24 protein-coding genes are annotated in these 26,173 nt (G+C 72.4%); 11 read left to right on the top strand and 13 right to left on the bottom strand.

All coding sequences use genetic code 11. The features are described from left to right. The first annotated feature begins 206 nt into the window (after positions 1-206). Positions 207-2,069 carry an ABC transporter ATP-binding protein gene (locus BSB02_RS17975; RefSeq protein ID WP_084960133.1) on the top strand — a complete coding sequence of 621 codons (1,863 nt, stop codon included), beginning with the start codon at positions 207-209 and terminating at the stop codon, positions 2,067-2,069. A gap of 18 nt (positions 2,070-2,087) precedes the next feature. On the opposite strand, the gene BSB02_RS17970 is transcribed toward BSB02_RS17975, so the two are convergent. Together BSB02_RS17970 and BSB02_RS17965 are read right to left on the bottom strand one after the other, a co-directional pair. Further along, a complete protein-coding gene (locus tag BSB02_RS17970) occupies positions 2,088-3,524 on the bottom strand; it encodes a penicillin-binding transpeptidase domain-containing protein (protein ID WP_084960132.1) in 1,437 nt (478 codons plus the stop codon). 36 nt (positions 3,525-3,560) lie between these two features. After that, complete coding sequence (locus BSB02_RS17965) at positions 3,561-3,920, bottom strand: MerR family transcriptional regulator (protein WP_084960131.1); 360 nt, start codon at positions 3,918-3,920, stop codon at positions 3,561-3,563. Between the two features lie 90 nt (positions 3,921-4,010). Between BSB02_RS17965 and BSB02_RS17960 the strand changes: the two genes are divergently transcribed. Further along, positions 4,011-4,940 carry an aldo/keto reductase gene (locus BSB02_RS17960; protein ID WP_084960273.1) on the top strand — a complete coding sequence of 310 codons (930 nt, stop codon included), beginning with the start codon at positions 4,011-4,013 and terminating at the stop codon, positions 4,938-4,940. An 84-nt stretch (positions 4,941-5,024) separates the two neighbouring features. Here the strand turns inward: BSB02_RS17960 and BSB02_RS17955 are convergent, their stop codons facing one another. Continuing rightward, positions 5,025-5,651 (bottom strand): TetR/AcrR family transcriptional regulator, encoded by a 627-nt coding sequence (locus BSB02_RS17955; RefSeq protein ID WP_084960130.1) that lies wholly within the window; start codon positions 5,649-5,651, stop codon positions 5,025-5,027. A 45-nt stretch (positions 5,652-5,696) separates the two neighbouring features. Between BSB02_RS17955 and BSB02_RS17950 the strand changes: the two genes are divergently transcribed. Continuing rightward, on the top strand, positions 5,697-7,043 hold the full coding sequence (locus tag BSB02_RS17950) for a GH1 family beta-glucosidase (RefSeq protein WP_084960129.1): 1,347 nt from the start codon (positions 5,697-5,699) through the stop codon (positions 7,041-7,043). Beyond that, positions 7,040-7,564 (top strand): GNAT family N-acetyltransferase, encoded by a 525-nt coding sequence (locus BSB02_RS17945; protein ID WP_084960128.1) that lies wholly within the window; start codon positions 7,040-7,042, stop codon positions 7,562-7,564. Before BSB02_RS17950 ends, BSB02_RS17945 begins: the two co-directional genes overlap by 4 nt. Here the strand turns inward: BSB02_RS17945 and BSB02_RS17940 are convergent. Together BSB02_RS17940 and BSB02_RS17935 are read right to left on the bottom strand one after the other, a co-directional pair. Beyond that, positions 7,540-8,136, bottom strand: a complete 597-nt coding sequence (locus tag BSB02_RS17940; protein WP_084960127.1) for a dihydrofolate reductase family protein — start codon at positions 8,134-8,136, stop codon at positions 7,540-7,542. The two genes, BSB02_RS17945 and BSB02_RS17940, sit on opposite strands and share 25 nt — an antisense overlap. A 107-nt stretch (positions 8,137-8,243) precedes the next feature. Then, complete coding sequence (locus BSB02_RS17935) at positions 8,244-9,134, bottom strand: coiled-coil domain-containing protein (RefSeq protein ID WP_084960126.1); 891 nt, start codon at positions 9,132-9,134, stop codon at positions 8,244-8,246. 197 nt (positions 9,135-9,331) lie between these two features. On the opposite strand from BSB02_RS17935, the gene BSB02_RS17930 reads away from it, so the two are divergent. Further along, the gene (locus tag BSB02_RS17930) at positions 9,332-10,765 is read left to right on the top strand and encodes an aldehyde dehydrogenase (protein WP_084960125.1); all 1,434 of its coding nucleotides are present in this window, start codon (positions 9,332-9,334) and stop codon (positions 10,763-10,765) included. Positions 10,766-10,968: 203 nt separating this feature from the next. Here the strand turns inward: BSB02_RS17930 and BSB02_RS17925 are convergent, their stop codons facing one another. Beyond that, entirely contained in the window at positions 10,969-11,748 is a 780-nt protein-coding gene (locus BSB02_RS17925) for an alpha/beta hydrolase (RefSeq protein WP_206184756.1), read from the bottom strand. A 9-nt stretch (positions 11,749-11,757) separates the two neighbouring features. After that, positions 11,758-12,498 (bottom strand): AMP-binding protein, encoded by a 741-nt coding sequence (locus tag BSB02_RS17920; protein ID WP_084960124.1) that lies wholly within the window; start codon positions 12,496-12,498, stop codon positions 11,758-11,760. Between the two features lie 90 nt (positions 12,499-12,588). Between BSB02_RS17920 and BSB02_RS17915 the strand changes: the two genes are divergently transcribed. The 3 genes from BSB02_RS17915 (at position 12,589) to BSB02_RS17905 (ending at position 17,734) form a co-directional block, all read left to right on the top strand. Further along, the gene (locus tag BSB02_RS17915; RefSeq protein WP_084960123.1) at positions 12,589-13,152 is read left to right on the top strand and encodes a TetR/AcrR family transcriptional regulator; all 564 of its coding nucleotides are present in this window, start codon (positions 12,589-12,591) and stop codon (positions 13,150-13,152) included. 84 nt (positions 13,153-13,236) lie between these two features. Then, positions 13,237-15,090 carry a translational GTPase TypA gene (gene typA / locus BSB02_RS17910; protein WP_143590821.1) on the top strand — a complete coding sequence of 618 codons (1,854 nt, stop codon included), beginning with the start codon at positions 13,237-13,239 and terminating at the stop codon, positions 15,088-15,090. A 127-nt stretch (positions 15,091-15,217) separates the two neighbouring features. Beyond that, positions 15,218-17,734 carry a hypothetical protein gene (locus BSB02_RS17905; RefSeq protein WP_143590819.1) on the top strand — a complete coding sequence of 839 codons (2,517 nt, stop codon included), beginning with the start codon at positions 15,218-15,220 and terminating at the stop codon, positions 17,732-17,734. Here BSB02_RS17905 and BSB02_RS17900 read toward each other — a convergent pair. The 4 genes from BSB02_RS17900 to BSB02_RS17885 form a co-directional block, all read right to left on the bottom strand. After that, complete coding sequence (locus BSB02_RS17900) at positions 17,715-19,172, bottom strand: DUF2079 domain-containing protein (RefSeq protein ID WP_084960120.1); 1,458 nt, start codon at positions 19,170-19,172, stop codon at positions 17,715-17,717. The genes BSB02_RS17905 and BSB02_RS17900 overlap by 20 nt on opposite strands. A 137-nt stretch (positions 19,173-19,309) precedes the next feature. After that, a complete protein-coding gene (locus BSB02_RS17895) occupies positions 19,310-19,960 on the bottom strand; it encodes a DUF2461 domain-containing protein (protein ID WP_084960119.1) in 651 nt (216 codons plus the stop codon). A gap of 45 nt (positions 19,961-20,005) precedes the next feature. Then, entirely contained in the window at positions 20,006-20,803 is a 798-nt protein-coding gene (locus tag BSB02_RS17890; RefSeq protein WP_084960118.1) for a polysaccharide deacetylase family protein, read from the bottom strand. Between the two features lie 130 nt (positions 20,804-20,933). Next, positions 20,934-21,509 carry a helix-turn-helix domain-containing protein gene (locus BSB02_RS17885; protein WP_084960117.1) on the bottom strand — a complete coding sequence of 192 codons (576 nt, stop codon included), beginning with the start codon at positions 21,507-21,509 and terminating at the stop codon, positions 20,934-20,936. Positions 21,510-21,541: 32 nt separating this feature from the next. Between BSB02_RS17885 and BSB02_RS17880 the strand changes: the two genes are divergently transcribed. Both BSB02_RS17880 and BSB02_RS17875 read left to right on the top strand, forming a co-directional pair. Then, positions 21,542-22,375, top strand: a complete 834-nt coding sequence (locus BSB02_RS17880; RefSeq protein WP_084960116.1) for a DMT family transporter — start codon at positions 21,542-21,544, stop codon at positions 22,373-22,375. 13 nt (positions 22,376-22,388) lie between these two features. Continuing rightward, entirely contained in the window at positions 22,389-23,246 is an 858-nt protein-coding gene (locus BSB02_RS17875) for an ATP-binding protein (RefSeq protein ID WP_084960115.1), read from the top strand. A gap of 12 nt (positions 23,247-23,258) precedes the next feature. On the opposite strand, the gene BSB02_RS17870 is transcribed toward BSB02_RS17875, so the two are convergent. Next, positions 23,259-23,837 carry a sigma-70 family RNA polymerase sigma factor gene (locus BSB02_RS17870; RefSeq protein ID WP_143590817.1) on the bottom strand — a complete coding sequence of 193 codons (579 nt, stop codon included), beginning with the start codon at positions 23,835-23,837 and terminating at the stop codon, positions 23,259-23,261. A 230-nt stretch (positions 23,838-24,067) separates the two neighbouring features. Here BSB02_RS17870 and BSB02_RS17865 point away from each other — a divergent pair, with 230 nt between their 5' ends. Then, positions 24,068-25,141, top strand: a complete 1,074-nt coding sequence (locus tag BSB02_RS17865) for a PLP-dependent cysteine synthase family protein (RefSeq protein ID WP_084960113.1) — start codon at positions 24,068-24,070, stop codon at positions 25,139-25,141. A gap of 14 nt (positions 25,142-25,155) precedes the next feature. Here the strand turns inward: BSB02_RS17865 and BSB02_RS17860 are convergent, their stop codons facing one another. Then, positions 25,156-26,118 (bottom strand): ABC transporter substrate-binding protein, encoded by a 963-nt coding sequence (locus BSB02_RS17860; RefSeq protein ID WP_084960112.1) that lies wholly within the window; start codon positions 26,116-26,118, stop codon positions 25,156-25,158. Between the last annotated feature and the right edge of the window lie 55 nt (positions 26,119-26,173).

Here is a 26,173-nt window from a genome sequence, read left to right as displayed (position 1 = left end):
TGTCGGTCGCCCGTTGACAACGTTGTCAGTATTGCCCGTAGGGCCCATCAACCCACCTCGTGCCGAACGACGTCAAGGCGAGGCGGATAACAGGTCCGCATAATCCGATAAGGAGGAAAACGCTCTCTCGCGAGCCTAGACCGCTCCCGGTACGGCGTGCCAGAGAACGTAGATCGAATGTCGGCCCCGAGGCGCACACTACGTGTATGGCCGACGAAGAGCTCGAGCTCGGCGAGATCGCCCTGTCCGACTGGCACGCCCACGCCGACAAGCTGGCCTCGGTGCGCTTCCTGACCATTGCCAAGCGGCTGCCGGCGCTCATCGGCCAGGCCATGCGCCTGGCGTGGCAGGCCAACCGGCGCGACACCCTGGTCACCGTGTCGCTCAACCTGCTCGGCGGCGTCTTCACCGCCTTCGGCCTGCTGGCCACGACCGGCGTGCTGGAGGCGCTCTTCCGCGAGGGGCCGACGCCCGAGCGGGTCCGCGCCGCCCTGCCCAGCCTGGCGCTGGTGGCGGGCGCCGCCGCGCTCCGCACGACCACGCAGGCGGTCGCCGGCTGGGCGCAGTCCCGCCTCGACCCGCAGATCGCCCGCCTGGCCGAGGAGCGGCTGTACGGCCTGACCAGCCGGGTCGACCTCGTCTCCTACGACGACCACGACTTCCACGACGCCCTGCAGCGGGCCAGGCTGCGCGGGGTCGACGTGGCCGACGTCGTGGTGAGCAGCACCATCAACGTCGTCACGGCCTTCGTCGGCCTGGCTGCCGTGGCGGGCGTGCTCAGCGTGCTGCACCCGGTGCTGCTGCCGTTGCTGGTGCTGGCCGTGCTGCCCGACGCCTGGGCCGCCGTGCGCACCGCCCGGATGCGCTACATGACCATGTACTCGCTCATCCCCGCCACCCGCCGCAAGTGGATCATCGCGGACCTGCTGGCCCGGCGGGAGTCGGCGGCGGAGGTGCGCTCCTTCACCATGCGCGGCTTCCTGCTGCGCTTCTACGACGCCGTCGCCCGCGCCCAGCAGGAGGTGATGCTGCGTCTGGCCAGGCGGCAGACGCTGGCCCGGCTGACCGGGGAGGCCCTCGGCGGCCTCGGCGCCGGGCTGGTCTACGCCGCGCTGGGCGTCCTGCTGGCCGTGGGCGCCATCCCGCTGGCCGTCGCCGGGACCGCCGTGCTGGCCATCCGGCAGGGGCAGACCTCGCTGGGCAACCTGATGTTCGCCACCAACCGCCTGTACGAGGACGGGCTCTACTTCACGGACTTCCTCGACTTCTGCGCCGACGCCGAGCGGCGCCTGCCGGCGGCGCGCCGCCGCGCCGCGCCAGCCTCCTTCGAGCGCATCGTGGCCGAGGACGTCACCTTCACCTATCCAGGAGCGGACTCGCCGGCCCTGACCGATGTGAGCGCCGAGATCAACCGCGGCGAGGTGATCGCGCTGGTCGGGGAGAACGGCTCGGGCAAGACGACGCTCGCCAAGATCCTCTCGGGGCTGTACTCACCCGACTCGGGGCGCATCACGTGGGACGGCGTGGACCTGCGTGAGCTGGATCCGGAGACGGTACGGCACGGCATCGCCGTGATCGCGCAGGACCACACGCGCTGGCCGCTCACGGCCCGCTACAACATCACGATGGGGACGGACAAGGGCCAGGAGGCGCTGGAGGCCGCCGCGCGGGTCGCGGGCGCCGACGAGGTGGTCGCCGGCCTGCCCCACGGGTACGGCACGCTGCTCGACCGGCGGTTCAAGGACGGGCACGAGCTGTCGGGCGGCCAGTGGCAGCGCATCGCGGTGGCCCGGGGCTTCCACCGGGACGCGCCGCTGCTCATCTGCGACGAGCCCACGGCGGCGCTCGACGCCCGGGCCGAGCACGCGCTGTTCGAGCGCATCCGCTCGCACGCCGACGGGCGCACGGTCGTGCTGATCACGCACCGGCTGGCCAGCGTGCGGTACGCCGACCGGATCTACGTGCTGGACCACGGCAAGGTCGTCGAGGAGGGCACGCACGAGGAGCTGATGCGGCTGGACGGCCTCTACGCCGACCTCTACGGCCTCCAGGCCGCCGCCTACCGCTGACGCCCCGCCTGGCAGCCGTCACTCCAGGGCCGCCTGGAGCATCGCCCGCGCGATCGGCGCCGCCGACTCCGCCGCCGGTGCGGCGTCCTCCACCAGCACCCCCACCGCGATCTCCGGGGCGTCGGCCGGGGCGAAGGCCGTGAACGCCGCGTCGTCCGAGGCGTCCCGCGCCGTCCCCCCGTACCCCGCGACCGCCACGCCCGGCAGGGCCACCGCCTCCGCGGCGCCCCCCGGCCGGGTGGCCACCACCATCATCGCGGTCAGATCCCGGGCCGTCTCGACCGCCATGGCCGTGCGGTACTCGCCGGGTTGCGCGCGCCGCAGGACGCGGCCCGCCAGCCGTACCTCCTCCACCAGGTAGGGCCGCATGAGCACGCCGTCGTTGGCGACGGCGGCGGCCACCATGGCGAGCATCATCGGCGTGACCCTGTCCCCGTCGCGCCCGACGGCCGACAGGGCGGTGCGCGCCCGGTCCAGGTCCGGGGGGAACACGCTGGCCGCGACCGGCAGGGGCACGGTCAGGTCCTCGGCGTTGAAGCCGAACGCCTCGGCCTGGTCGCGCAGCACGTCCTGGCCGAGGTCCAGCCCGATCGAGGCGAAGGCCGTGTCGCACGCCAGCGCGAGGGCTCCCGCCAGGCTCGGACGGCCGTCGCCGCAGGGCTCGCCGTTCTCGACGATCTCCTCACTGCCCGGCAGCGGCAGCCGGTCGGGGGCGGGCACCGGGGTGCCGGGGACGTACTCGCCGGAGGACAGCGCCGCCGCCGCCGTGACCACCTTGAAGGCCGACCCCGGCGCGTACGTGCGGCTCAGCGCCCTGCTGAGCAGGGGCTCGGCGGGATCCCCGCGCAGCCGCGCGTCGGTCTCGGCCAGCCGCGCGGAGTCCAGGACGGCGTAGCCGCCCGGGTCGTAGGAGGGGTAGGAGACCAGGGCCAGGATCGCGCCGGTGACCGGCTCGACCGCGACCGCCGCGCCCGGGCGGCCGGCCGCGCGCAGCCCGTCGTAGGCGGCGCGCTGCACCCGCTCCCGGACGGTGAGGGTGAGGTCGGCCCCCCGCGCCGCGCCGACGCCGACCAGCGAGCTCACCCGCACCTTGGGGTCGCTGCCCGACAGGTCCGCGTCCTCGGCCCGCTCCAGACCCGCGGCGCCGTAGAGCGACAGGTGCCCGGTCACCGCCGCGTACGGCTCGCCGCCCGGATACTCGCGCCGGTAGGCGAAGGTCCCGCCGGTCTTCACGCTGGTGGCGAGCACCGTGCCGCCGTGGGCCCGGATGTCGCCCCGCGGCCGGTCGAAGCGGGCGATGAGCGCGCGCCGGTTGCGCGGGTCGGAGGTCAGCTCGTCGTCGCGGAAGCTCTGCAGGCAGGTGACGTTGGCCAGGAGGAGGAACAGCGACACCGCGCAGGCCGCGGCAACGCGGCGCAGCGGGACGTTGAGCCGTCTGGCCCTCGCTCCTGCCATGTGCCCTGGTCTAACACGGCCATCCCCAAGCCTGGGCTACAGCACGCTGCGGTAGTAGGAAATCTTCCTGTGCAGGTACCGCTGCCGCTCGCGCAGCGTGGCGATCTGGTCCTCCACCCTGCGGTCGTGCTCCTCCAGCAGCTTGACGCGGTCGGCGATGGTGTGGTCTCCCTCACGGACCAGCTCGGCGAAGCGCAGCATCTCCGCGATCGGCATGCCGGTGTCGCGCAGGCAGCGGATCATCCCCAGCCAGCTCACGTCCTCGCTGGTGAAGCGCCGCTGGCCGGCCGCGTTGCGGTGGACGCGCTCCAGCAGGCCGATCTTCTCGTAGTAGCGCAACGTGTCGAGGCTGAACCCGGTCTCCTCGACGACTTCCGAAGGGGTGTACACGCTCACGGAGCCTAGCCTCGCACCTGGAGCGCACTCCAGGTCAACGGGTTTGACATGGAGTGCGCTCCAGGTTGCACGGTCGTGTCCATGGACTCCATGGACTCCCTGAATTTCGCACTCGGCACCATTCCCTTCGGCAGCACCGTGTCGCCCGAGGACTCCTTCGCCATCCTCGACCGCTTCGCCGAGGCGGGCGGCACGCTCCTGGACACCGCCAACAACTACCCGTTCTGGCTGGAGGGCCGCACGGGCGACGAGAGCGAGCAGACGATCGGCGCCTGGCTGGCCGCCCGCGGCAACCGCGACAGGATGGTCCTGAGCACCAAGGTCGGCGCCCGCCCGGCGGTCCCCGGCGACCGCACGCTGGACTCGGCGGAGGGCCTGTCCCGCGAGGCGATCGCCAAGGGGGTCGAGGGCAGCCTGCGGCGGCTTGGAACCGACCGGATCGACCTGTACTGGACGCACATCGAGGACAGGTCGGTGCCGCTGGAGGAGACGCTGGGAGCGCTCGACGAGCTGCACCGGGCCGGCAAGGTCGACCGCGTGGGCGCGAGCAACATCCCGGCATGGCGGCTGGAGCGGGCCAGGGCCCTGGCGCGGTCGAACGGCTGGCTCCCCTACACCCACCTGCAGCTGCGGCACAGCTACCTGCGCCCGCGCCCCTGGGCCAGGCTCCCGGAGGGCGGGCACACGCAGGTCTCCGACGAGACGCTGGACTACGTGCGGCACGAGCCGGACCTGACGCTGTGGGCGTACTCCACGCTGATCTTCGGCGCCTACACGCGGCCGGAGCGGATGCCCGAGGCCTACGACCACCCCGGCACGGCCGCGCGGCTGCGGGTGCTGCGGGAGGTGGCCGGCGAGCTCGGCGCGACGCCCAACCAGGTCGTGCTCGCCTGGCTGATGGCCCAGGGCATCGTGCCCATCGTCGGCGTGAGCCGCATGGAGCAGCTGGAGGAGGCCGTCGGGGCCGCGCGGGTGAAGCTGGACCAGGAGCTCATGGCCCGGCTGGAGGAGCCGGCGTGAGGCTCAGGCCACGGCGCGGGCGGCGCCGCCGTACCGCGGGGAAGTTCTTCGCCGGGCACGGCGGCGCGTGGTTCGTTCCCGACGTCATGGCAGATGGCCGGCGAGGTACCTCCTGACCAGCTGCTTGCACTCGGCGATGAGGGCGGGGTCGCCGTCGGGGCGGGCGCGGAAGGCCAGCTTGAGCACCGCGTCCGTCGCCTCGACGGCGACCAGCAGCGCCCGGTCGGTCTCCGGGCCGGGCGGGACGCCGATCAGCTCACGCAGCCGGTCGGCCACGATGGCGTTGTTCTCGCGGACGGCGTCGAGCATGTGGTTGGTGCCGGGCATCGCCGGGCCGCCCGGCGTGGGCAGCACCTCGCCGAAGTCCACCACCCCGAACCCGGGGGTGGTCCGCTTCATCGCCACGAACTCGTCGATCGCCAGGTCGGCCAGGTCGGTCCAGTGCTCGGGGCCGATCGCGGCGATCCGGTCGGCGACGCGGGCCAGGAACGCCTCCAGGTTGCGCAACGCCAGCGCACGCACCAGCCCCCGCTTGTCGGGGAAGAACTGGTAGAACGTGCCGATCGGCACCCCGGCCCGCCGCGCGACCTCCTTGGTGGTCAGCGCCTCGTAACCCACCTCGTCCAGCAGCGCGGCGCACTCGTCGAGCATCCGCTCCACGCGCTCCGCACTGCGGCGCTGGGCCGGACGACGGCGCAGGGTAGTCGTCATGGCTCCATCCTGGCCTACTACCAGGCGGTAGGCTTAACATGAGCCATGCACACGTTTATCTGGGGTACGGCGACCGCCGCCTACCAGATCGAGGGCGCGGCGGACGAGGACGGGCGCGGGCCGTCGATCTGGGACACCTTCAGCCACGAGCCCGGCAGGGTCCGCGACGGCCACACCGGCGACGTGGCCTGCGACCACTACCACCGCTGGCCGCAGGACGTGGCGCTGCTGGCCGAGCTGGGGGTGGACGCCTACCGCTTCTCGATCGCCTGGCCCCGCGTGCTGCCCGAGGGGACGGGGGCGGTCAACCCCAAGGGGCTGGACTTCTACGAGCGGCTGGTCGACGCGCTGCTGGAGGCCGGGATCGCGCCGGTGCCCACCCTCTACCACTGGGACCTGCCGCAGGCGCTGGAGGACCGGGGCGGGTGGCTGAACCGCGACACGGCCGGATATTTCGCCGATTACGTGGCCGTCGTGGCTGAAAGGCTGAGCGATCGGGTCTCCCGGTGGATCACGCTCAACGAGCCCTTCGTCCACATGGTGCAGGGCTACGCGCTGGGCGTCCACGCGCCCGGCCGGGCGCTCATGCTGGACGCGCTGCCGGTCGCCCACCACCAGCTGCTGGGCCACGGCCTGGCCGTGCGGGCCCTGCGGGCGGCGGGCGCCCCGGAGGTGTGGATCGCCAACAACTGCTCCCCCGCCCGGCCCGCGTCCCCGTCGAGCGAGGCGGACCGGGCCGCCGCCGAGGCCTATGCCACGCTGCACAACTGGCTGTTCAACGATCCACTCTTTCTTGGGACATATCCCGATTTGCCGTCTGGTTTGTCACCTGGTTCGTCGTCTGGGGAGCCGTCTTTCGGCGTCACGCTCGGCTGCGTCCGCGACGGCGACCTCGACGTCATCGCCACGCCGATCGACGGCCTGGGGGTCAACTACTACAACCCCACCCTGCTCGCCGCCCCCTGCCCCGATGACGTCCTGCCGTTCGACATCGTCCCGCTGACCGGCTACCCCACCACCGCCTTCGGCTGGCCGGTCGTCCCCGACGGGCTGCGCGAACTGCTGGTCGCCCTCAAGGAGCGGTACGGCGCCGCCCTGCCGCCCGTCTACGTCACCGAGAACGGCTGCTCCCAGCCCGACGTGCCGGGCCAGGACGGCGTCGTGGACGACCAGGCCCGCATCGCCTTCCTCGACGGCCACATCGCCGCCCTCGACCGGGCCCGCGCCGAAGGCGTCGACGTGCGGGGCTACTTCGTGTGGTCGCTGCTGGACAACTTCGAGTGGGCCGAGGGCTACCACCAGCGCTTCGGCCTGGTCCACGTAGACTTCGCGACGCAGCGCCGCACGCCCAAGGCGTCCTTCCACTGGTTCAGGGAACGCATCAGCACATGACGGACCGCACGCCGCAGTCGTGGACGACCCGCCCGGAGACCGAGGCCGACCTCGCGGAGATCCGCGAGGTGAACCTCGCCGCCTTCCCCACCCCGCAGGAGGCCGACCTCGTCGACGCCCTGCGCGCCGACCCGGATGCGTGGCTGCCGGGCCTGTCGTGGGTGGCCGAGGCGCCCGGCGGCGGCCTCGCGGGGTTCGCCCTGCTCACCCGGTGCCACGTGGACGGCGCGCCCGCGCTGGCGCTGGCCCCCTGCGCGGTCCGGCCCGAGTGGCAGGGACGGGGAGCCGGGACCGCCGTCATCCGGGCCGCGCTGGAGGCCGCCAGGCAGCGGGCGGAGAACCTCGTGCTCGTTCTCGGCCACGCCGACTACTACCCTCGCTTCGGCTTCACCCCGGCCTCGCGCTACGGCATCCGCCCGCCGTTCGAGGTCGAGGACCGGCACATGATGGCGCTGGTGTTCGACGCCTCGCGGCCGGTGCCGGGCGGCACCATCCGCTACGCCTCGGCCTTCGGCGTGTAGCCGTACCTGAGCAGCACCAGTTCGGCGCCCTCGAAACGGCGGGCCTCCAGCAGGCGCAGCGGCACGCGGGAGGGGCCGCCGAAGACCGGGGTGCCGCCGCCCAGGAAGGCGGAGCCGACCATGAGGTGCACCTCGTCCACCAGGCCGGCCACCAGCAGGTCGTTCCACAGGGTGCGGCTGCCGAAGACCAGGATGTCGCCGCCCGTGCCCCGCTTGAGCTCGGCCACCCGCTCATGGGCGGACGAGCGCTTGACGACCTCCGTGGTGTCCGCCCAGGGCTCGCCGCCGCGGAGCGTCAGGCTGTCGGAGACCACAACCTTGGCGATGGCGGTGTTGAGGCGGGAGATCTCGCGCTCGACGGGCCGGACGCCGGGGTTGTCGGCGACCGGCGGCCAGTAGCTCCTGAACCCCTCGTAGGTCCTGCGGCCGAGGAGCAGCGTGCCGGCCGCGCGGAGCCGTTCGGCGTTGTAGTGGTCGAAGGCCTCGTCGAACGGCAACGCCATCACGTCGTTGCCGGGGCCCTCGTAGTAGCCGTCGAGCGAGACGATGTTGGCCACGATCAGCTTGCGCATGGGAAGTTCTCCTTTCGAGGCCCGTATCGTCGCAACCTCCGGCGGGGCGTGTGCAGTGCCCGGCTCACCTCTTGCGGGTGAAGAATTCACACGGCCCCTCAAGAGGGTCAGAACACCGACACGTGGACGTGGTCCCAGTGGTTGGCGGTCACCCCGCCGCGGTCCGACATGGGATCCCACCCGCCGCCGGAGCGGACGTCGTAGTAGCGCTGCTTCCAGATGATGTACATCACGCCGAGCCGGTCGCCGTTGTCGATGAGCCACTGGGCCAGCGCGTCGCCGCGGTCGGCGTCCTCGCCGGTCGCCATCGTGCCGCCGCGGCTCATCATGAAGTCGCACGCCCGGCCCTTGCCGTGCTCGCCGGGGTCGCCCGCGCGGAAGCAGCCGTAGCCGTAGGGCATGGGGAAGTTCCTGAGCACCTCGTCTCGGACCGTCACCATCCGCGGCGTGAGGTTGGCCGTGCCGCCGGGCTGCTGGAAGCCGTACTTGGCCAGCAGGCGCTCCACGTCGCGGCGCCGGCCCTGGAGGTCCTTGATCTCCTTCTCCAGATCGCCGATCTTCTCCCGGGCCCGCGCCTGGGCCTTCTTGGCGTTGTCAGCCAGCTCCTTGAGCCGCTGCAGGCGGCTGGCGCGCTCGGAGGCGAGGTAGGACATGCTGGCGATCTGGCCCAGGACCTCGTGGGGCTCGCCGTCGTAGCTCAGCAACCGGGTGGGGTCGAGCGGGCCGGCGATGTAGGTGGTCTCGGCGATCGCGCTGACGTCGCCGCGGGCGGTGGCCAGCAGCCCGGCCAGCCGGGCGGACTCCGCCGAGGCCTTCTTGACCTGGAGCTTGAGGTCCTCCAGCGACTGGAGCTGGCCGCGGTAGAGCTTGTTGAGCGCGGCCGCCTGCTTGGTGAGCTTGCGCAGGTCGGGGTCGGCGGCGGCGGGCCCGGAGGACAGCGGGGCGGCCGTGAGCGCGACCAGGAGCGCGGCGCAGACGGCGTAGCGACCCCTTCTCACGCTCGTGCCTCCCCTCGCTGACGGGCGAAACTATAGAAGCTGATCTTGGTGGCTGCCACCGGAACCCCGGAACTCCCGCACCATTGACGAACTATCTACCAGTTTGTGGGGCTTGTCCGCAGCGGCAGAACATGGTTCGGTTTAGGAGGAGGAGACTCAGCCAAGCAAGCATTCGGTCAACGCAGGAGGCAGGCGCCATGCACCGCCGCGACAAGTTCTTCATCGGGGGCCAGTGGGTCGACCCAGCGGGTACGGGCACGATCGACGTCATCTCCCCGCACACCGAGGAAGTCGTGGGCCGGGTGCCCGACGGCACGCCCGCCGACATGGACCGGGCCGTGGCCGCCGCCCGCGAGGCGTTCGACCGTGGCCCGTGGCCGCGGCTCAGCTTCGCCGAGCGCGCCGAGGTCATCGGGCGGCTGGCGGAGATCTACGCGGCCCGGCAGTCCGAGATGGCCGAGCTGATCACCGAGGAGATGGGCTCGCCGATCACCTTCTCCCAGCTCGCCCAGGCGCCGCAGCCGCTGGGCATGCTGCAGTTCTACGCGGAGTACGGCAGGACGTTCGAGCAGGAGGAGCAGCGCCCCGGCCTGTTCGGCCCGGTGACGGTGCGCCGCGAGCCGGTGGGCGTGGTCGCCGCGATCGTGCCGTGGAACGTCCCGCAGTTCGTCACCATGACCAAGGTCGCCCCCGCGCTGCTGGCCGGCTGCACGATCGTGCTCAAGCCCGCGCCCGAGACCCCGCTGGACGCCTACCTGCTGGCCGAGATGGCCAAGGAGGCCGGCGTCCCCGACGGCGTGCTCAACATCGTCCCCGGCGGCCGGGAGACCGGCGAGCACCTGGTCTCCCACCCCGGCGTGGACAAGGTGGCCTTCACCGGCTCCACCGCCGCGGGCCGCCGCATCGCGTCCATCTGCGGGGAGCAGCTCAAGCGCGTCAGCCTGGAGTTGGGCGGCAAGTCGGCGGCGATCATCCTGGACGACGCCGACCTGGCCTCCAGCATGGGCATGCTCGCCATCGCCTCCCTCATGAACAACGGCCAGGCGTGCGTGGCCCAGACCCGGATCCTGGCCTCGCGCAACCGCTACGACGAGGTCGTGGACGCCGTGGCCGCCATGGTCGCCGGCCAGCGGGTGGGGGACCCGAAGGACCCCGCCACCGGCATCGGCCCGCTGGTGGCCAAGCGGCAGCAGGAGCGCGTCGAGGGCTACATCAGGATCGGCATGGACGAGGGCGCCAAGGTCGTCGTGGGCGGGCTGGACCGGCCCCACGACCGCGGCTGGTACGTCGCCCCCACGGTCTTCGCGGGCGCGAACAACGACATGCGCATCGCCCGCGAGGAGATCTTCGGCCCCGTCCTGGCGGTCATCCCCTACGAGGACGAGGACGACGCCGTCCGCATCGCCAACGACAGCGACTACGGCCTGGCCGGCACGGTGTGGACGGCCGACCCCGACCACGGCATGGAGATCGCCCGCCGGGTCAGGACCGGCACCTACGGCGTCAACTGCTTCATGCTGGAGCCCAACACGCCCTTCGGCGGCTACAAGGCCAGCGGCATCGGCCGGGAGCTCGGTCCCGAGGGCCTGACCGGCTACCTGGAGTACAAGTCGATCGCCCGGCTGGGCTGAGGCGCCCGAGCGTCCCGGAAAAGCGGCGGCTCCGGTACGGCATGCCGTACCGGAGCCCGCGGACGGATCGCACCCAGCGCGCCCCCGCGACGCTGGGCGACCACCCGACTACGTAGAAGTATGTCCTAGGCTCGCCGCGCATGACGGAGCCGTCCCCAAGGAACTTCTCCCGGGGGTATCGATCCATCCGCTCTAGGTAGACGTCAGTTGTCCCGGAAAGGTTCGGAACCTACCTCCGACGCGGCGGCCGACACCCACCTGCCGATGCGCCGGACGAGGTCGGGCGAGGCGGCCGACTCGGCGTGGCCGTACCCCGGCTCGATCCACAGCTCCTTGGGCTCCCGCGCCGCGGCGAAGAGCTGGTGCGCGTGCTCCACGGGGAAGAAGGAGTCGGCGTCGCCGTGCACGACCAGCAGCGGGGTGGGCGAGATGAGGGCCGCGGCCTCGTGCGGCGGCATCGGGACCGGGTCCCACGGCCCGCGGGCGATCCTCGTGCGCTTCACCACCCGGGCCGCCCACCTGCCGACCGGCCGCTCGATCGCCCAGTGGACCTGCCGCATGGGCCGCGTGCCGCGGTAGTACCAGCGCGCCGGGCCGCTCACCGACACCACGGCGTCGACCCCGCCGTGGAGCCCCGCGTGCCGGACGGCCGTCGCCGCGCCCATCGAGAAGCCCACCACGGCCACCCGGCGGTAGCCGATCACGCGCGCGTGCCGTACGGCGGCGTCGACGTCGAGGACCTCCAGGTCGCCCACGGTGGTCTGCCCGCCGGAGCGGCCGTGGCCGCGGAAGTCGAAGGCCACCACGCCGCCGAACCGGCTCAGCACGTGGGCGATGCGCCGGGTGTCCCTGCACCGCCACGAGCCCGTGAAGCCGTGGGCCAGCACGATCCCCAGCTCGGGCGGGCCCGGGGTGTGCGCGCCGTCGATGCGCACGCCGTCCTTGGTCACGAGCATGACGGGGAAGGTCGCGGCGAGGGGCATGTCAAGAGCCTAAGGTCTGCGCCCGAACACGGCCTCGTCGACCACCCTCAGCCCGCGGAACGCGGCGGCCAGCCGCCGGCCCACCTCGGCCGGGACGACGGCGGCCGCCGCGCGGTACTCGCCGACCAGCACGCGGCAGCCGACCAGGCTCGGCTCGTGGGCGATCACCGCGTGCGCGCCGGCCATGATGGTCAGCTCGCACGCCCGCAGCAGCCGGAACCGGTCGGGGACGGCGACCACGACGGTCTGCTCGGCCTGCGGCGCCCAGCCCTTGGCCAGGCGCCGCAGCCCCTCGCCCAGCGCGGCGTGGGTGAGCACCTCGCCGCGCAGGACCATGGCGGGACCCACGATGGGGCCGAACTCCAGGGCCTGCTCGCCGGCCAGCTCGTCGAACGGCGTGGCGCCCGGCCGCGGCTCCATCGTGACCACCAGCCGCGCCCCGGTGGCGCCGGGGTCGGGATCGGCCTGGGTGACGAGCACGGCCGCCGCACCCTCGCCGCGCGACAGCGCCACGACCCCGCCGGCCCAGGCGGCGGCGTGGACGGCGACCAGGAGGCCGGCGCCCGGCGGCAGCTCGACGATCACCCGCTCGCCCGGGCGCAGCCCGCCGCGGCGCAGCCCGGCCGCCGCCTGCATGACGCGCCGCGAGAAGGCCGCGTGGGTCAGCGACTCTCCGGTCCTGACCTCGGTCACGGCCGGCAGGTCACCGCAGTGCGGGACGGCGCCGAAGACCGTCTCGGTCCAGTTCATAGGCTGAACGTAGCCGCACCGGCACCCCCTGCCCCGGGAATCGCGCATCTTCCGGCCGGCCGCCGCGCGGGGCGCTCGTAGGCTGGGCGCATGACCCTGCTCGACCGGCTGCTCGCCGCCGAGGCCGCGGACGAGACGAGCGAGCGCATCCTCGACGCCGCCTACGCGCGGTTCGTGGCGGCGGGGCTGCGCCGTACGACGGTCGACGACGTGGCGCGGCACGCGGGGCTGTCGCGCATCACCGTCTACCGGCGCTTCGCCCGCAAGAGCGACCTGGTCGACGCGGTGATCCTGCGGGAGCTGCGCGCCTTCCTGCGGGACTTCGAGCGGGCCGTGTCCCCGCTGCCGACGATGGCCGACCGGGTCGCGGAGGGGTTCGCCTTCACGCTGCGCGCCGTGCGCGGGCATCCCCTGCTGGGCAGGCTGCTGCGCGAGGAGCCGGAGACGATCCTGCCGCACCTCACGCTGGGGGCCGGGCCGTTCCTGGCGGTCGCCAGGGACTTCCTGTCGGCGCACCTGCCGCCGGAGGTGGCCGAGCTGTTCGCCCGCCTGACGCTGTCCTTCCTGCTCACGCCCGACAGCGTGGTGCCGCTGGAGACCGACGAGCAGGCCCGCGAGTTCGCCCGGCGGCACCTGGTCTCGCTGCTCCCGTGACAGGCGGCACGGCGGGATCACCTAAAATGGATGAGCCGCGGGTTCGCGCGGACAGCCCCCACGATCACAGAGCGAGACTCCACCATGCCTTTGAAGAGCCGCGACGACCTGCGCAACATCGCGATCATCGCGCACGTCGACCACGGGAAGACCACGCTGGTCGACGCCATGCTGTGGCAGTCCGGGGCGTTCCGCGCCAACCAGGACGTCGAGGACCGGGTTATGGACTCCAACGACCTGGAGCGCGAGAAGGGCATCACCATCCTCGCGAAGAACACCGCGGTCCGGCACGGCGACATGACCATCAACATCATCGACACCCCGGGCCACGCCGACTTCGGCGGCGAGGTCGAGCGGGGGCTGTCGATGGTCGACGGCGTGGTCCTGCTCGTCGACGCCTCCGAGGGGCCGCTGCCGCAGACCCGCTTCGTGCTGCGCAAGGCGCTGTCCGCCAAGCTGCCCGTGATCCTGTGCATCAACAAGGTCGACCGGCCCGACTCCCGCATCAAGGAGGTCGTCGACGAGGTCTACGAGCTGTTCATGGACCTCGACGCCACCGAGGAGCAGATCGACTTCCCGATCGTCTACGCCAGCGCCAAGGCCGGGCGCGCCTCGCTGACCCAGCCCGCCGACGGGGCCATGCCCGACTCCCCCGACCTGGAGCCGCTGTTCCAGGTCATCAAGGAGACCATCCCGGCGCCCACCTACGACCCCACCGCGCCGCTCCAGGCCCACGTCACCAACCTCGACGCCTCCTCCTACCTGGGCCGCATCGCGCTGTGCCGCATCCACCAGGGCGTCATCAGGAAAGGCCAGCAGGTGGCCTGGTGCCGCACCGACGGCTCCATCCAGCGTGTGAAGATCACCGAGCTGCTGATGACCGAGGCGCTGGAGCGCAAGCCCGCCGAGGAGGCGGGGCCCGGCGACATCATCGCCATCGCCGGCATCCCCGAGATCATGATCGGCGAGACGCTGGCCGACCCCGACGACCCGCGCCCCCTGCCGCTCATCACCGTCGACGAGCCGGCGATCTCGATGGTCATCGGCACCAACACCTCGCCGCTCGTCGGCCGGGTCAAGGGCTCGAAGGTCACCGCCCGCATGGTCAAGGACCGCCTCGACCGCGAGCTGGTCGGCAACGTCTCACTGCGCGTCCTGCCCACCGACCGGCCCGACGCCTGGGAGGTGCAGGGGCGCGGCGAGCTGGCGCTGGCCGTCCTCGTCGAGCAGATGCGCCGGGAGGGCTACGAGCTGACCGTCGGCAAGCCGCAGGTCGTCACCAAGACCATCGACGGCAGGCTGCACGAGCCGGTCGAGCGGCTGACCGTCGACTGCCCGGAGGAGTACCTCGGGGCCGTCACCCAGCTGCTGGCCGTGCGCAAGGGCCGCATGGAGCACATGACCAACCACGGCACGGGCTGGATCCGCATGGAGTTCGTGGTCCCGGCCCGCGGCCTCATCGGCTTCCGCACCGAGTTCCTGACCGAGACGCGCGGCACCGGGCTGGTCCACCACGTCTTCGACTCCTACGAGCCGTGGTTCGGCGAGCTGCGCACGCGCAACACCGGCTCCCTGGTCGCCGACCGCTCCGGCCCGGTGACCGCCTTCGCCATGCTCAACCTGCAGGAGCGCGGCTCGCTGTTCGTCTCGCCGGGCACCGAGGTGTACGAAGGCATGATCGTCGGCGAGAACTCCCGCTCCGACGACATGGACGTCAACATCACCAAGGAGAAGAAGCTCACCAACATGCGCTCCTCCACCGCCGAGGAGACAGAGAAGCTCATCCCGCCGCGTGCGCTGTCCCTGGAGCAGGCGCTGGAGTTCATCAGGGACGACGAGTGCGTGGAGATCACGCCGGAGGCGATCCGCCTCAGGAAGGTCGTGCTCGACGCGGCCACCCGCGCCCGCACGGCCGCCCGGGCCAAGCGCGCCACCTGACCGCGCCCGTGAGACGGCTGTGAGACGGCTGTGAGACGGCTGTGAGACGGCAGTGACAGGACCGCAGTAATAAGACCGTTACGCCAGCCGGTGGAACCTTCCGCCCCCGAAGCGGATCATCCTTTACATGCGGACATTACGGGTGGTCATCGGTTATGTGCTGGCCGCCGTCGCGGTGCTGGCGATCGCGTGGGCCGCCTACTCGGCTCGCAAGGTCCCCGTCGCGCCGGCCGACGCCGCGCCGAGCCCCCGCGGCGAGACCTTCGCCGCCACCCCCGGCCCGTCCGCCGCCCCCGGCGAGCCGCCCGAGATCGCCACGAGGGTCACGGTCGCCCGGGCCACCGACGCCGACCTCGCCCGCGTCCCCCAGGGCCGCATCGACGTCGGCCTCCACCAGGTCAAGGTGACGGTCGAGCACACCCTCACGGCCGACGCCGGCCAGGAGGCCCTGCTGCGCCGGATCCGCACCAAGTACGACTTCCCCGCCTCCCTGCAGTCCGAGACCGACGCGCTGTTCGGCGCGGTGCGGGCGAGCGGCGCGGGCCTGGGCCCCACCACCCGCTACGCGCCCGTCCTCGTCACCGCCGGCGGCAAGACGACCGCGACCTACACGCTCACCATGCTCCGCCAGGTCGAGCCGGAGGAGCTGCTGTCCCTGACCTTCCACGTGCCGGCGGAGCAGCCGCTCCTGGTCGACCGCCGCACGATCGGCATCCGGTCCGCCGACTGGACCGTCGTCCAGACGCCCGACTTCGTCCCCGACAAGGAGACCGCGACGGGGATCGAGGTCACGCTCAACCCCTATCCCGTGCGGGTCTCCCTGGCGTACCGCACGCAGGGCTTCACCGACGCCCACCAGGACAACGACCCCAGCTGGGCGGCGGCGCTGGGCGTGCTGACCGCCATCGTGCTGGGCACCCTGCTGCTGCGGGCGCTGTCGGTCGCGTGGTGGCGGCCGGTGCTGAACCGCGTGCTGGCCGCCGGGATCGCCGTGTGCGCCGTCACGCTGGGCGCCGCCGCCGTCACCGACTCGCTCGACCTGGCCGCCTACCTGGTGCTGTTCGCGCTGCTGCCGGCGGTCAGCCTGCGCCACGCGGCCAAGGTGGTGCCCGCTCCCGCGCCGTGGACCACCACCGACCTGCTCGTGGTGACCGGCGCGGGCGTGGCGGTCGGCGGCGGGATGCTGATCTGGTCGGCCCTGTACGGCCAGCTGCCCCTGGCCACGCTGGTCACGGCCGGCACGGTCGCGGCGCTGGCGGCTGCCGGGTCGGCCGTCGCCTTCGCCGCCGACCTGGGCGCCCCCTCGGTGGTGGTACGGCTGGCCGTCGTCGCGGCCGGGGTGGCGCTGGGCGCGCTGGCGTTCGCGCTGTGGATGCGGGCGCTCATGCACGGCGTCTTCCCGCCCGACAGCGTCCGCCTGATGCTGGCGCTGGGATGGTCGCTGATCCCGATCGCGGGGATCGCGGTGGCCACCCGCCACTGGTCGCGTGCGGTGGTCGCCTTCGGCGTGCTGGCCGGGCTCCTGGTGCAGGGCTGGCCCACCGAGTGGCTGGACGCCGGGTCGTGGAACATCGCCCCCGCCGACCTGGCGAGCGGCGAGCCCTGGCCGACGCCGGTGCTGCGCGGCGCCCTCGGGTTGCTGCTGCTGGCGTTCGTCCTGATGGTCCTGCGGCTGCGGCGGCTCGGCACCACGCCGGAGATGCTGGCCAACCCGGTCGTGCAGGACACGATGATGGCCACGCTGATGGTCGTCTACCTCACCCCGCGCAGGGGCGACCTCGACGTCGGCGTCCCGCTGCCGCTGCTGGCCATCACCTCGCTGGTCGCCTGGGCCGGGGCCGGCTGGCTGATCTCGGGCGAGCGCCCGCACTTCGTGGAGCCGCGCTCCCCCGTCGAGCACCGCGACCTCATCAGGGAGGCGCTGCACCGGCGCCTGCTGTTCCAGGCCAAGCAGGAGCTCTACCGGCTGGGCCGGGGCAAGCTGGGCGCGGCCGAGATGACGCTGGAGGACTTCGACCGGCAGCGCCACGACATCGACCGCGCCCTGGGCGGGGAGTCGCACCGGCCGGAAACGGCCTTCACCACCTCGGCCGGCTGCACGCCGTGGCACAACGGCGTCATGGCCTTCGCCGTCACGCTGGTGCTGACGCTGCCGTTCGCGTTCATCTTCGGCCTGCCCGCGGGCAGCCACCTGAGCGCCTTCGCCTTCGACGCGCGGGGGCTGCTCGCGCTGCCGTGCTTCGGCTTCCTCTTCGGCTACTTCTACCCCCGCATCCGCGGCACCCAGCCGATGACCAAGGCGCTCCACCTGATGGCCGCCGCGACCGCCACCGAGCTGTCGGCCTACATCTCGGCCATGTTCGAGCCGGACATCGGCGTGGCCGACAAGGCGCAGCTCGTCGCCATCGTGGTGGGGCAGACGGCGCTGGCGTGCATCGGGCTCGGGCTCTACTGGGAGTGGCGGATCATGCACCTGGCCGGCGAGCCGTGGGGCCGGGTGCGCAACATCCGCAGCATCCGGAGCCTGGCCACCCCGCTGATCGCGGTGCTCATCGCCGTCGGCACGACCGCCGCCACCACCGTGGCCGGCCAGACCGTGGAGCGCATCCTCAAGGGGCAGGAGGTCACCGGGCAGGTGCCCTAGCGAGCACGACGTATCCCCCGGCCGAGTAGCGCACCCGGTATCCGGCCGCCTGGAGCGCGGCCACCCGGTCGCGCTGCTCGGCCTCGGTCCTGAACGGGAAGACCCTCCTGCCGACCTCGGCCACCACCCAGGGCGCCCCGCGCGGCGTGCGGTCCCACAGCAGCACCGTGGTGCGCGAGCTGAGGGCGGGGGCGAGGTTGTTGGCCGCCTCCACCGTCACCCCGTCGGGCACCACGGCCACCGCCGCGGCGGCCGCCCGCTCCCGCGCGTCGCGCCGGTAGGTCTCGGGGTCGGCCAGCGTGGCCAGCGAGAAGAACGGCACGCTCGCCACCGCCACGGCCAGCACCCCGGCCGCCCACCACCGGGCTCTCGCCTCGGTACGGCACACGCGCGCCACCCCGTCGACCCCGGCGGCGAAGACGACGACCACGACGAACGCGCTGTAGTGGTACTCCGGCACCCACCAGTTGCCGAAGGCGCTGGCCAGCAGGCGTTCGGCCAGCAGCGGCACGGCGGCCAGGAGCAGCGGCGAGGCCAGCGCGGCCAGCAGCGTGACCCCGAGCAGCAACGCCAGCGTGCCCAGCTTGACCGGCGGGGTGCCGAGCTGGGCGAGCACCTTGAGGGGATCGGTCACGGCGGTCTTGACGATCCCGGGTACCGAGCCGCCGAGCGCGCCGTAGGCCACGTCGGAGTCGGGCCTGCCGCCGAACAGCGGGATCAGCACCTGCGTGGCCAGCCACGTGAACGCCAGCCCGCCCGCCACGAACGCCGCCCCCATGACGCGCCACCCGCGGTGGACGAGCAGCACCACGCCGAAGCCCGCCACCAGCAGCCCCATGTCCTCCTTCACGCACAGCAGGCCCGCCGCCGCGAGCACCATGGCGACGCGCCGCCCGGCCTGCCAGCGCTCCAGCATGACGGCCGTGAGCAGGGGCGCGAAGGCCGCCTCGTGGAAGTCGAAGGCCACGGCCTCCACGACCGGCCACGACAGCAGGTACGCCACGGCGATCAGGTGGGCCGCCGCGACGCCCAGGGCTCGCCGGGTGAACACCCACAGCGGGATCGCCGAGCAGGCCAGCAGCACCGCCTGGGCGACGAGCAGGGTGCGCGGGTCGTCGGCGATCCAGTACAGCGGCGCCAGGGTGGCCAGGATCGGCGACCAGTGGTCGCCGAACGCGACGAAGGACGGGCCCAGGTCGCTGTGGACGCCGAGGGTGGGCGAGATCGGCGGCTGGAAGCGGGAGTAGGACCGCACGATCTGGTCGAAGATCACCAGGTCGTAGGCGCTCGCCCGGAAGTCGGCCATCTTCAGCAGGGACAGCGCCGAGTAGACGGCCGCGCCCGCGACGACGATCGCCGCGAGGACGCGGCGGTCGCGCCGGGCGGCGGGCAGGGTGGCGTCACGGGCGGCGGCCGCGCCCCCGAGCACGCGCGCCATCACCGGGCCATCACCGCGACCACCGGGCCATCACCACGACCACCGGACCATCACCGCGACCACCGCCATCACCGCGACCACCGCCATCGCCGCGATCACCGCCATCGCCGCGCCATCACCGTGCCCCCGCTGTGCCCTCATCGCGGCGGCTGCTCGCTGCCCCGCACGTGGGCGCAGATCCAATCGAGCAGCGGCCCGTAGGCGCGCCAGGTCTCCCGCACCCGGTCGACGACCTCGGGCGTGTGCACCCACGGCTCGGGCTCGAAGCGGCGTCCCGCGTATAGCGACTTGTGCTTGAGCAGTTCCAGGCGCGGGTGGTCCTCCGGCACGCCGCGGGGGCGGGTCTTGAGCCGATCGCCCTCGACGGCATACCCCTCCGCGCGCAGCTCCTCGACGATCTTCTCCAGCGCCGGGCCGGTCAGGTCGTTGTCGACCGCCTCGCGGTAGCGCGCCACCTGGTCGGGCGCCGAGGTGTAGAACCCGCCCGCGGTGTACAGGCCGTCGGCGCCGATCTGCACGTAGAGCGCGATGCCCGGCATGACCCTGACGAAGGCGCCCTGGTGGGTCTTGTAGGGCGACTTGTCCTTGGAGAAACGCACGTCGCGATACGGGCGGAACAGCTCGGCCGGCCCGAACTCGGGCGCGAGCTCCTCGGCCAGGGCCGTCATCGGGGCCCTGACCGCCTCTTCGTACATCTGCCGGTGCCGCGTGAAGTACGTCTTGGAGTTGTCCGCCTCGAGGCCCTCGTAGAAGATGAACGCCTCGTCGGGGAAACCGGTGAACGCCATGGCGTAAGCCTGCCACGAAGCGCCGACAGCCTCGGCCGCCGCCGGTCATCGCCGGGCGTCCTGCCTGTCCGGGTACTCGCGCCCCGGGGCGAGCGGCGTGCCGTACAGCTCCGAGACGGTCACGAACGCATAGCCCTTGTGCGAGAGGCGGGACAGCAGCTCGGGCATCGCCTCGACGGTGCTGCGGTGGATGTCGTGCAGCAGCACGACGGAGCCGGCCCGCGCCCTGCCGGCGCGGCGGGCCACGACGGAGGGGACGCGGTCGCGCCAGTCGACGGTGTCGACGTCCCACAGGACCTGGGCCAGCCCCTCGCGGCGGCTCTCCGCTGCCACGCGCCGGCCGGTGGCGCCGAACGGCGGGCGCATCATCCGCATGCGGACGCCGGTGAGGTGCTCGACGAGGCGCTGGGTCCGCCGCAGCTCGTTCCGGATCCCGGCGCTGGACAGGGTCGTGAGCTGCCTGTGGGTCCACGTGTGGTTGCCGAGCTCGTGGCCGTCGTCGACCATGCGGCGCAGGGTGCCGTGGCGGTCCTCGGCCGCCTTCTCGCCGAGCACGAAGAACGTCGCCCGGACGCCGTGCTCCCTGAGCAGGTCCAGCAGCCTGCCGGTGTGCTTGCCCGGGCCGTCGTCGAAGGTGAGGGCGACGCACTCGCGCGTGGCGCAGTCGACGGGTTCGTGCGCGTGCCCCGGCCAGAGCGGGTCCATGGCGGCCAGCCGCCTGGCCAGCGTCTGGGCGTCGACCGCCGGCGGCACGCGCGGCGGCTCGGCGTGGAGCGTCGCCCGGGGGCTCACGCACCCCGCCGCCACCGTCACCACGGCCGGAAGCGCCGCCCAGCGCCGCATGCTTCCCCCCGAAGGCGCGCACCGGGGGCCGCATCACGGACGAGCTCCGACCCGAGTCCCCCCGCGACTGCATGATCGGTTCTCCCCCCATCGTGGGATATCCGCGCGCACGCGCGCACGCGACGCGCCTCTAGTGATCCGGCAGTTCGCGCGGCTCCACGACCGTCATGACGAACCGGAGCTCGGCTGCCCCTTCGTTGGCGTAGCGGTGCGGCCGGTCGGCGGTGAACATGACGGCGTCGCCGGGCCCCACAGCGTGGCTCCTGCCGTACACCGTGAGCGTGAGCTCGCCCTCCAGGACGGCCAGCATCTCGCGGGTGCCGGGCGGGTGGGCGTCGCCGTCGTGGTGGGAGCCGGGGGCCAGCCGCCAGTCCCACAGCTCCAGGATCATCGGCTGGTCGGCGCCCACCAGCAGCCTGGCCACCGAGCCGCCGTGCGTGAACGTCATCACGTCCTGCCGGCGGACGACGCGCACCGTCGGGACGTCGGAGACCTCGACCAGCTTGGCGACGGTGGTGCCGAGCGCGGAGGCGACGCGGGTGAGGGTGGAGACGCTGGGGTTGGTCCTGCCCTGCTCGATCTGGACGAGCATGCCCTTGCTGACGCCGGAGCGGGTGGCCAGGGCGTCGAGGGTCAGGCCCCGGTGGGTGCGCTGCGCCCGGACGTTCGTCGCGATGGCGGCGGTGATCGCCGCGGTATCGTCCAATATACTGACCTAAAAGTGCATTGGAGTGAACTGTGACCGCCGTCATTCTAGCGACCACGTGTGCCGTGGTGTACGGCACGGCCGACTTCTTCGGCGGCCTGGCCACGCGCAGGTCCCGCGTCCTGGCCGTCGTCGTGCTGTCGCAGCTGGCCGGCCTGGCGCTGATCGCCATGCTGCTGCCGGCGCTGCCCGGCCACTTCTCGGCGGAGGCGCTGGGGTGGGGCATGGCCTCGGGCGTCGCGGGGGCCGTGGGCCTGGTGCTGTTCTACCGTTCGCTGGCCACCGGCGTGATGTCCGTCGTGGCGCCGACGACGGCGGTCACCTCGGCCGCCCTGCCGGTGGTGTTCGGGCTGGCCACCGGGGAGCGGCCCGAGTTCTGGGCGCTGGTGGGCATCGCGCTGGCGCTGGTGTCGGTCACGCTGGTCAGCAGGAGCCCGTCGGATGGGGCGCGGACCTCCGCCGGGGCCGTGACGGCGGCGCTGTGCGCGGGCGCCGGGTTCGGCGGGTTCTTCATCCTGCTGGACCAGGCGCCGGAGGGGACGGGCATGTGGCCGCTGGCGGGCGCGAGGATCGCCTCGATCGCGCTGGTCGCCCTCGGCGCGCTCGTCACCCGGCGGACCCTGCGCCCCGGGCCCGGTGCGCTGCCCGTCATCGCCCTCGCCGGCGTGCTGGACATGGCGGCCAACGTGCTGTACCTGCTGGCCACCCGGCACGGGCTGCTCAGCCTGGTGGCGGTGCTGGTGTCGCTGTACCCGGCGAGCACCCTCGTCCTGGCCCGCTACGTGCTGGGCGAGCGGCTGCGGCCGGTGCAGGTGACGGGCGTGGCGTGCGCGCTGGGAGCGGTGGCGCTGATCGCGGCGGCGTAGTAGGTTCCCCTGCGTGCGACGCACTGAGTCGTTCACGCACCTGGCGGTGCCGTACGACTCCGACGACCAGGCTCTGCGGCTCATCCGTCCCCACCTGCGGCAGGCGCTCGAGGAGGGCCGCCGGACGCTGGTGATCGCCTCCCTGCCGCCGCTCGGCCCCGGCGTGGAGCGCCGCGACCCGCGGGAGTGGTACGAGCACCCGCACCGCGCGCTGGCGGCCCTGTGCGAGTACGCCAAGGGACAGCCGACGCTCGTGGTCGGCCAGCCGCCGGAGGGCGAGGCGTGGATCCGGTACGACTCCGTGCTCAACGCCGCCCTGCGCGGATACGAGTGCATCGCGCTGTGCCTGTTCCGCCGGGAGCCGCGGCACGCCCTGCTGACGCATCCCGCCGTGCTGGACGACCGGGGCGTACGGCGCAGCGACAGCTACGTCGAGCCGCACGAGCTGGTCCTGGCCGGAGAGCGCGCGCCGCTGCCCGAGCCGGAGGGCGAGGTGCGCGTCGCGCGGTTCGGCGTCCGCGCCGAGCTGGCCACGCTGCGCCGGGCCGTGGCCGACTACGCCAGGGCGGCCGGGATGGATCGCAACCTCATCCCGTCGCTGGTGCTCAGCGTCTCGGAGGTGGCGGCCAACAGCGTCGAGCACGGCGCGGGCCACGGCACGGTCAAGATGTGGACCAACGGGCGCGAGGTGGTGTGCGAGATCGCCGACCCGGGCGGGTCGCTGGCGGACCCGCTGCCCGGCTACCTGCCGCCGGAGCCCGGCTCCCAGCGCGGATACGGGCTGTGGATCAGCCGGCAGCTGTGCGATCTGGTGGAGGTGCGCAGCGGCCGGGACGCTCTGCGGGTGCGGCTCCACATGCGCCTGAGCTAGGCGGTCCCGGTCTCAGGCGGCGTGCTGCGCGGGGATGGCGCCCTCTTCCAGCGCGTACCCCTCCAGCATGGAGCGCAGCTGGCGGCGGCCCCGGTGCAGGCGGGACATGACGGTGCCGATCGGGGTGCCCATGCGCTCGGCGATCTCCTTGTAGGCGAACCCCTCCACGTCGGCGAGGTAGACCGCGACGCGGAACTCCTCGGGCAGCGAGCGCAGCGCGTTCATGACCACGCTGTCGGGCAGGCGCTCCAGCGCCTCCGTCTCGGCCGAGCGCAACCCGGTGGAGGTGTGCGACTCCGCCGCGTGCAGCTGCCAGTCCTCGATCTCCTCGGCGGCCGAGAGCTTCGGCGAGCGCTGCTTCTTGCGGTAGTCGTTGATGAAGTTGTTGGTGAGGATGCGGTGCAGCCACGCCTTCAGGTTGGTGCCCTCGCGGAACTGGTGGTAGGACGTGTAAGCCTTGGCGACGGTCTCCTGCACCAGGTCCTCGGCGTCGGCGGTGTTGCGGGTCAGACGCATCGCGGAGGCGAACAGCTGCGAGGTCACCGGCACGACGTCGCGCTCGAACCAGTCCTGCCTCTGCTCATCGGTCATAGTGATCAAGGTTTTCCCCCTCGCGATTTCCCCCGATCCGGCGCACCCGCCGGAGTCCATGCTGACAGACGCGCCCTAAGAGGCGTGTTAGGTGGTCAGTGGGGTGAACTCTCCGTGTGCTCGCGGCGTGCGTGGTCACGTCCACGGCCGGACAAGTCTCGTAATCATAACACTCTCCATTCAATTGAGCGCTGAATGTGGCCAGATTCACATCGGCTAGCGTAAGTGCCATGAATTTCGTGGACCGGCACGACGGTCAGGCACGCCGGTGGGTCGCCGAAGCCGTCCTCAAGGTGGAGGCCGACGCCAATCGGAGCGCTGACACCCATCTCCATGTCTTCCCGCTGCCCTCGCGCTGGGGGGTAAACCTCTACCTGAAAGACGAGTCGGTGCACCCCACCGGTTCACTCAAGCACCGCCTGGCCCGTTCGCTTTTCCTGTACGGCCTGGCGAACGGGTGGATCGGGCCGGCCACGACCATCGTCGAGGCCTCCAGCGGCTCCACCGCCGTCAGCGAGGCGTACTTCGCCCGGCTCGTCGGCCTGCCGTTCATCGCCGTCATGCCGGCGTCCACCTCGCCGGAGAAGATCGCCCTCATCGAGTTCTACGGCGGCAAGTGCCACCTGGTCGACGACCCGGGCTCCATCTACGCCGAGTCCCACCGGCTGGCCGCCGAGACCGGCGGGCACTTCATGGACCAGTTCACCTACGCCGAGCGCGCCACCGACTGGCGGGGCAACAACAACATCGCCGAGTCGATCTTCCAGCAGATGGCGCGGGAGCCGTACCCGGAGCCCAGCTGGATCATCGTCGGCGCGGGCACCGGCGGCACCTCGGCGACCATCGGCCGCTACATCCGCTACCGCTGTCACCCCACCCGGCTGGCCGTGGTGGACCCGGAGGGCTCGGCGTTCTACTCCTCGTGGGTGGAGGGCGACCCGTCGGTCACCGCGTGCGGGTCGCGCATCGAGGGCATCGGGCGGCCACGGGTCGAGCCGTCGTTCGTGCCGTCGGTGATCGACCGGATGGTCCGGGTGCCCGACGCCCGGTCGATCGCCGCCATGCGGTGGGTGCGCGAGGTGACCGGCCTGGCCGTGGGCGGCTCCACGGGCACGAACGTGGCGGCGGCCGTGGACGTCATCAGGGAGATGCGGGCCGCGGGCGAGAAGGGCAGCGTCGTCACGCTGATCTGCGACGGCGCCGAACGCTACCGGGGCACCTACTGCGACGACTCGTGGGTGGCCGCCCAGGGCCTCGACCTCGCCCCGCACCTGGAGGACCTGCGCGCGTTCCTGACCGAGTGACCGGCGGGCCGCCCCTAACGCGCCGGATCCACCGAGAAGATCTTCGCGAGGTCGTCCAGCATCGCGTGCGCGCCCTGGATGCCCACCGCGCTCATCCACGTCAGGTCGCTGACCTCGTGCTTGGTTCCCTTGAGCTTGGCCCACAGCGGGTTGGTCACGAACTTCCGCTTGGGCTCCTCGGTGGCGGGATCGGGGTAGGTGGCGACGAAGATGTGGTCGGCGTCCAGGTCGAGGATGCGCTCCTGGGAGACGTCCACGGCGATGGCGTCGTCCTTGGTCGGCTGCCCCTGCGGGCGCGGGAACCCGACGTCCTTCAGCACGATCCCGGAGTAGGACTTCTCGACGTACAGCCGCACGGTGGGCTCTCCGGCGAAGCGCACGATCGACACGGTCGGCAGCGACCCGCCGGAGGCCTGCCTGATCGCCGCCCCGATCTTCGCCGCCCGCTCCTCGTACTCCTTGATCCTGGTCTCGGCCAGGGCCTCCTTGCCCAGCGCCTGTCCCATGAGGCGCAGGTTCTCCTTCCAGATGGCCCCGGTCGTCTCGCTGAAGACGGTCGGCGCGATCTGGGCCAGCTTGGTGTACAGCGCCTCGTGCCTGACCTTGGCCGACACGATGAGGTCGGGCTTGAGCGCCTTGATCTTCTCCAGGCTGGGCTGCTCCAGCGTGCCGACCGGGGTCGCCTCCTTGCCGTGCCGGGCCGCCACCGCCCCGAGGTAATCGGGCAGCTCGTCGTCGATCGACCGGTAGGTGGTGTACCCGACGACCGGCGTCTCCAGGGTCAGCACCGCGTCGACGAAGCTCTGGTCCAGCGCCACGACACGCTTGGGCGCGGCCGGGATCCTGGTCTCCCCCATGGCGTGCTTCACGGTGCGGAACGGCTGGGCGCCCTCCTGGGTCGCCGGCGCGGACGACCCGCAGGCGGTCAGGCCCATGGCGAGCAGCAGGCCGAGGGCCGCCGCGCGGACGAGCTTCATCCGATCTCCTAGCATCCTCTAGTTAGGTAAACCTAAGTTATGTAAGCCATGCCTA

This window comes from Thermoactinospora rubra, assembly GCF_002093975.1.
In the GTDB taxonomy this organism is placed as follows: Bacteria; Actinomycetota; Actinomycetes; order Streptosporangiales; family Streptosporangiaceae; genus Nonomuraea; species Nonomuraea rubra_A.
The sequence above is the reverse complement of the archived record's forward strand: the minus strand, read 5'-3'. Positions and strand labels throughout refer to the sequence as shown.

What these genes read in the sequence shown, in the direction of transcription:
- BSB02_RS17975 (WP_084960133.1), top strand. Translation starts at nt 207, where the DNA reads ATGGCCGACGAAGAGCTCGAGCTCGGCGAGATCGCCCTGTCCGACTGG.
- BSB02_RS17970 (WP_084960132.1), bottom strand. Translation starts at nt 3,524, where the DNA reads ATGGCAGGAGCGAGGGCCAGACGGCTCAACGTCCCGCTGCGCCGCGTT.
- BSB02_RS17960 (WP_084960273.1), top strand. Translation starts at nt 4,011, where the DNA reads ATGGACTCCCTGAATTTCGCACTCGGCACCATTCCCTTCGGCAGCACC.
- BSB02_RS17955 (WP_084960130.1), bottom strand. Translation starts at nt 5,651, where the DNA reads ATGACGACTACCCTGCGCCGTCGTCCGGCCCAGCGCCGCAGTGCGGAG.
- BSB02_RS17950 (WP_084960129.1), top strand. Translation starts at nt 5,697, where the DNA reads ATGCACACGTTTATCTGGGGTACGGCGACCGCCGCCTACCAGATCGAG.
- BSB02_RS17945 (WP_084960128.1), top strand. Translation starts at nt 7,040, where the DNA reads ATGACGGACCGCACGCCGCAGTCGTGGACGACCCGCCCGGAGACCGAG.
- BSB02_RS17940 (WP_084960127.1), bottom strand. Translation starts at nt 8,136, where the DNA reads ATGCGCAAGCTGATCGTGGCCAACATCGTCTCGCTCGACGGCTACTAC.
- BSB02_RS17930 (WP_084960125.1), top strand. Translation starts at nt 9,332, where the DNA reads ATGCACCGCCGCGACAAGTTCTTCATCGGGGGCCAGTGGGTCGACCCA.
- BSB02_RS17925 (WP_206184756.1), bottom strand. Translation starts at nt 11,748, where the DNA reads ATGCCCCTCGCCGCGACCTTCCCCGTCATGCTCGTGACCAAGGACGGC.
- BSB02_RS17920 (WP_084960124.1), bottom strand. Translation starts at nt 12,498, where the DNA reads ATGAACTGGACCGAGACGGTCTTCGGCGCCGTCCCGCACTGCGGTGAC.
- BSB02_RS17915 (WP_084960123.1), top strand. Translation starts at nt 12,589, where the DNA reads ATGACCCTGCTCGACCGGCTGCTCGCCGCCGAGGCCGCGGACGAGACG.
- typA (WP_143590821.1), top strand. Translation starts at nt 13,237, where the DNA reads ATGCCTTTGAAGAGCCGCGACGACCTGCGCAACATCGCGATCATCGCG.
- BSB02_RS17905 (WP_143590819.1), top strand. Translation starts at nt 15,218, where the DNA reads ATGCGGACATTACGGGTGGTCATCGGTTATGTGCTGGCCGCCGTCGCG.
- BSB02_RS17900 (WP_084960120.1), bottom strand. Translation starts at nt 19,172, where the DNA reads ATGGCGCGCGTGCTCGGGGGCGCGGCCGCCGCCCGTGACGCCACCCTG.
- BSB02_RS17895 (WP_084960119.1), bottom strand. Translation starts at nt 19,960, where the DNA reads ATGGCGTTCACCGGTTTCCCCGACGAGGCGTTCATCTTCTACGAGGGC.
- BSB02_RS17890 (WP_084960118.1), bottom strand. Translation starts at nt 20,803, where the DNA reads ATGCGGCGCTGGGCGGCGCTTCCGGCCGTGGTGACGGTGGCGGCGGGG.
- BSB02_RS17870 (WP_143590817.1), bottom strand. Translation starts at nt 23,837, where the DNA reads ATGACCGATGAGCAGAGGCAGGACTGGTTCGAGCGCGACGTCGTGCCG.
- BSB02_RS17865 (WP_084960113.1), top strand. Translation starts at nt 24,068, where the DNA reads ATGAATTTCGTGGACCGGCACGACGGTCAGGCACGCCGGTGGGTCGCC.
- BSB02_RS17860 (WP_084960112.1), bottom strand. Translation starts at nt 26,118, where the DNA reads ATGAAGCTCGTCCGCGCGGCGGCCCTCGGCCTGCTGCTCGCCATGGGC.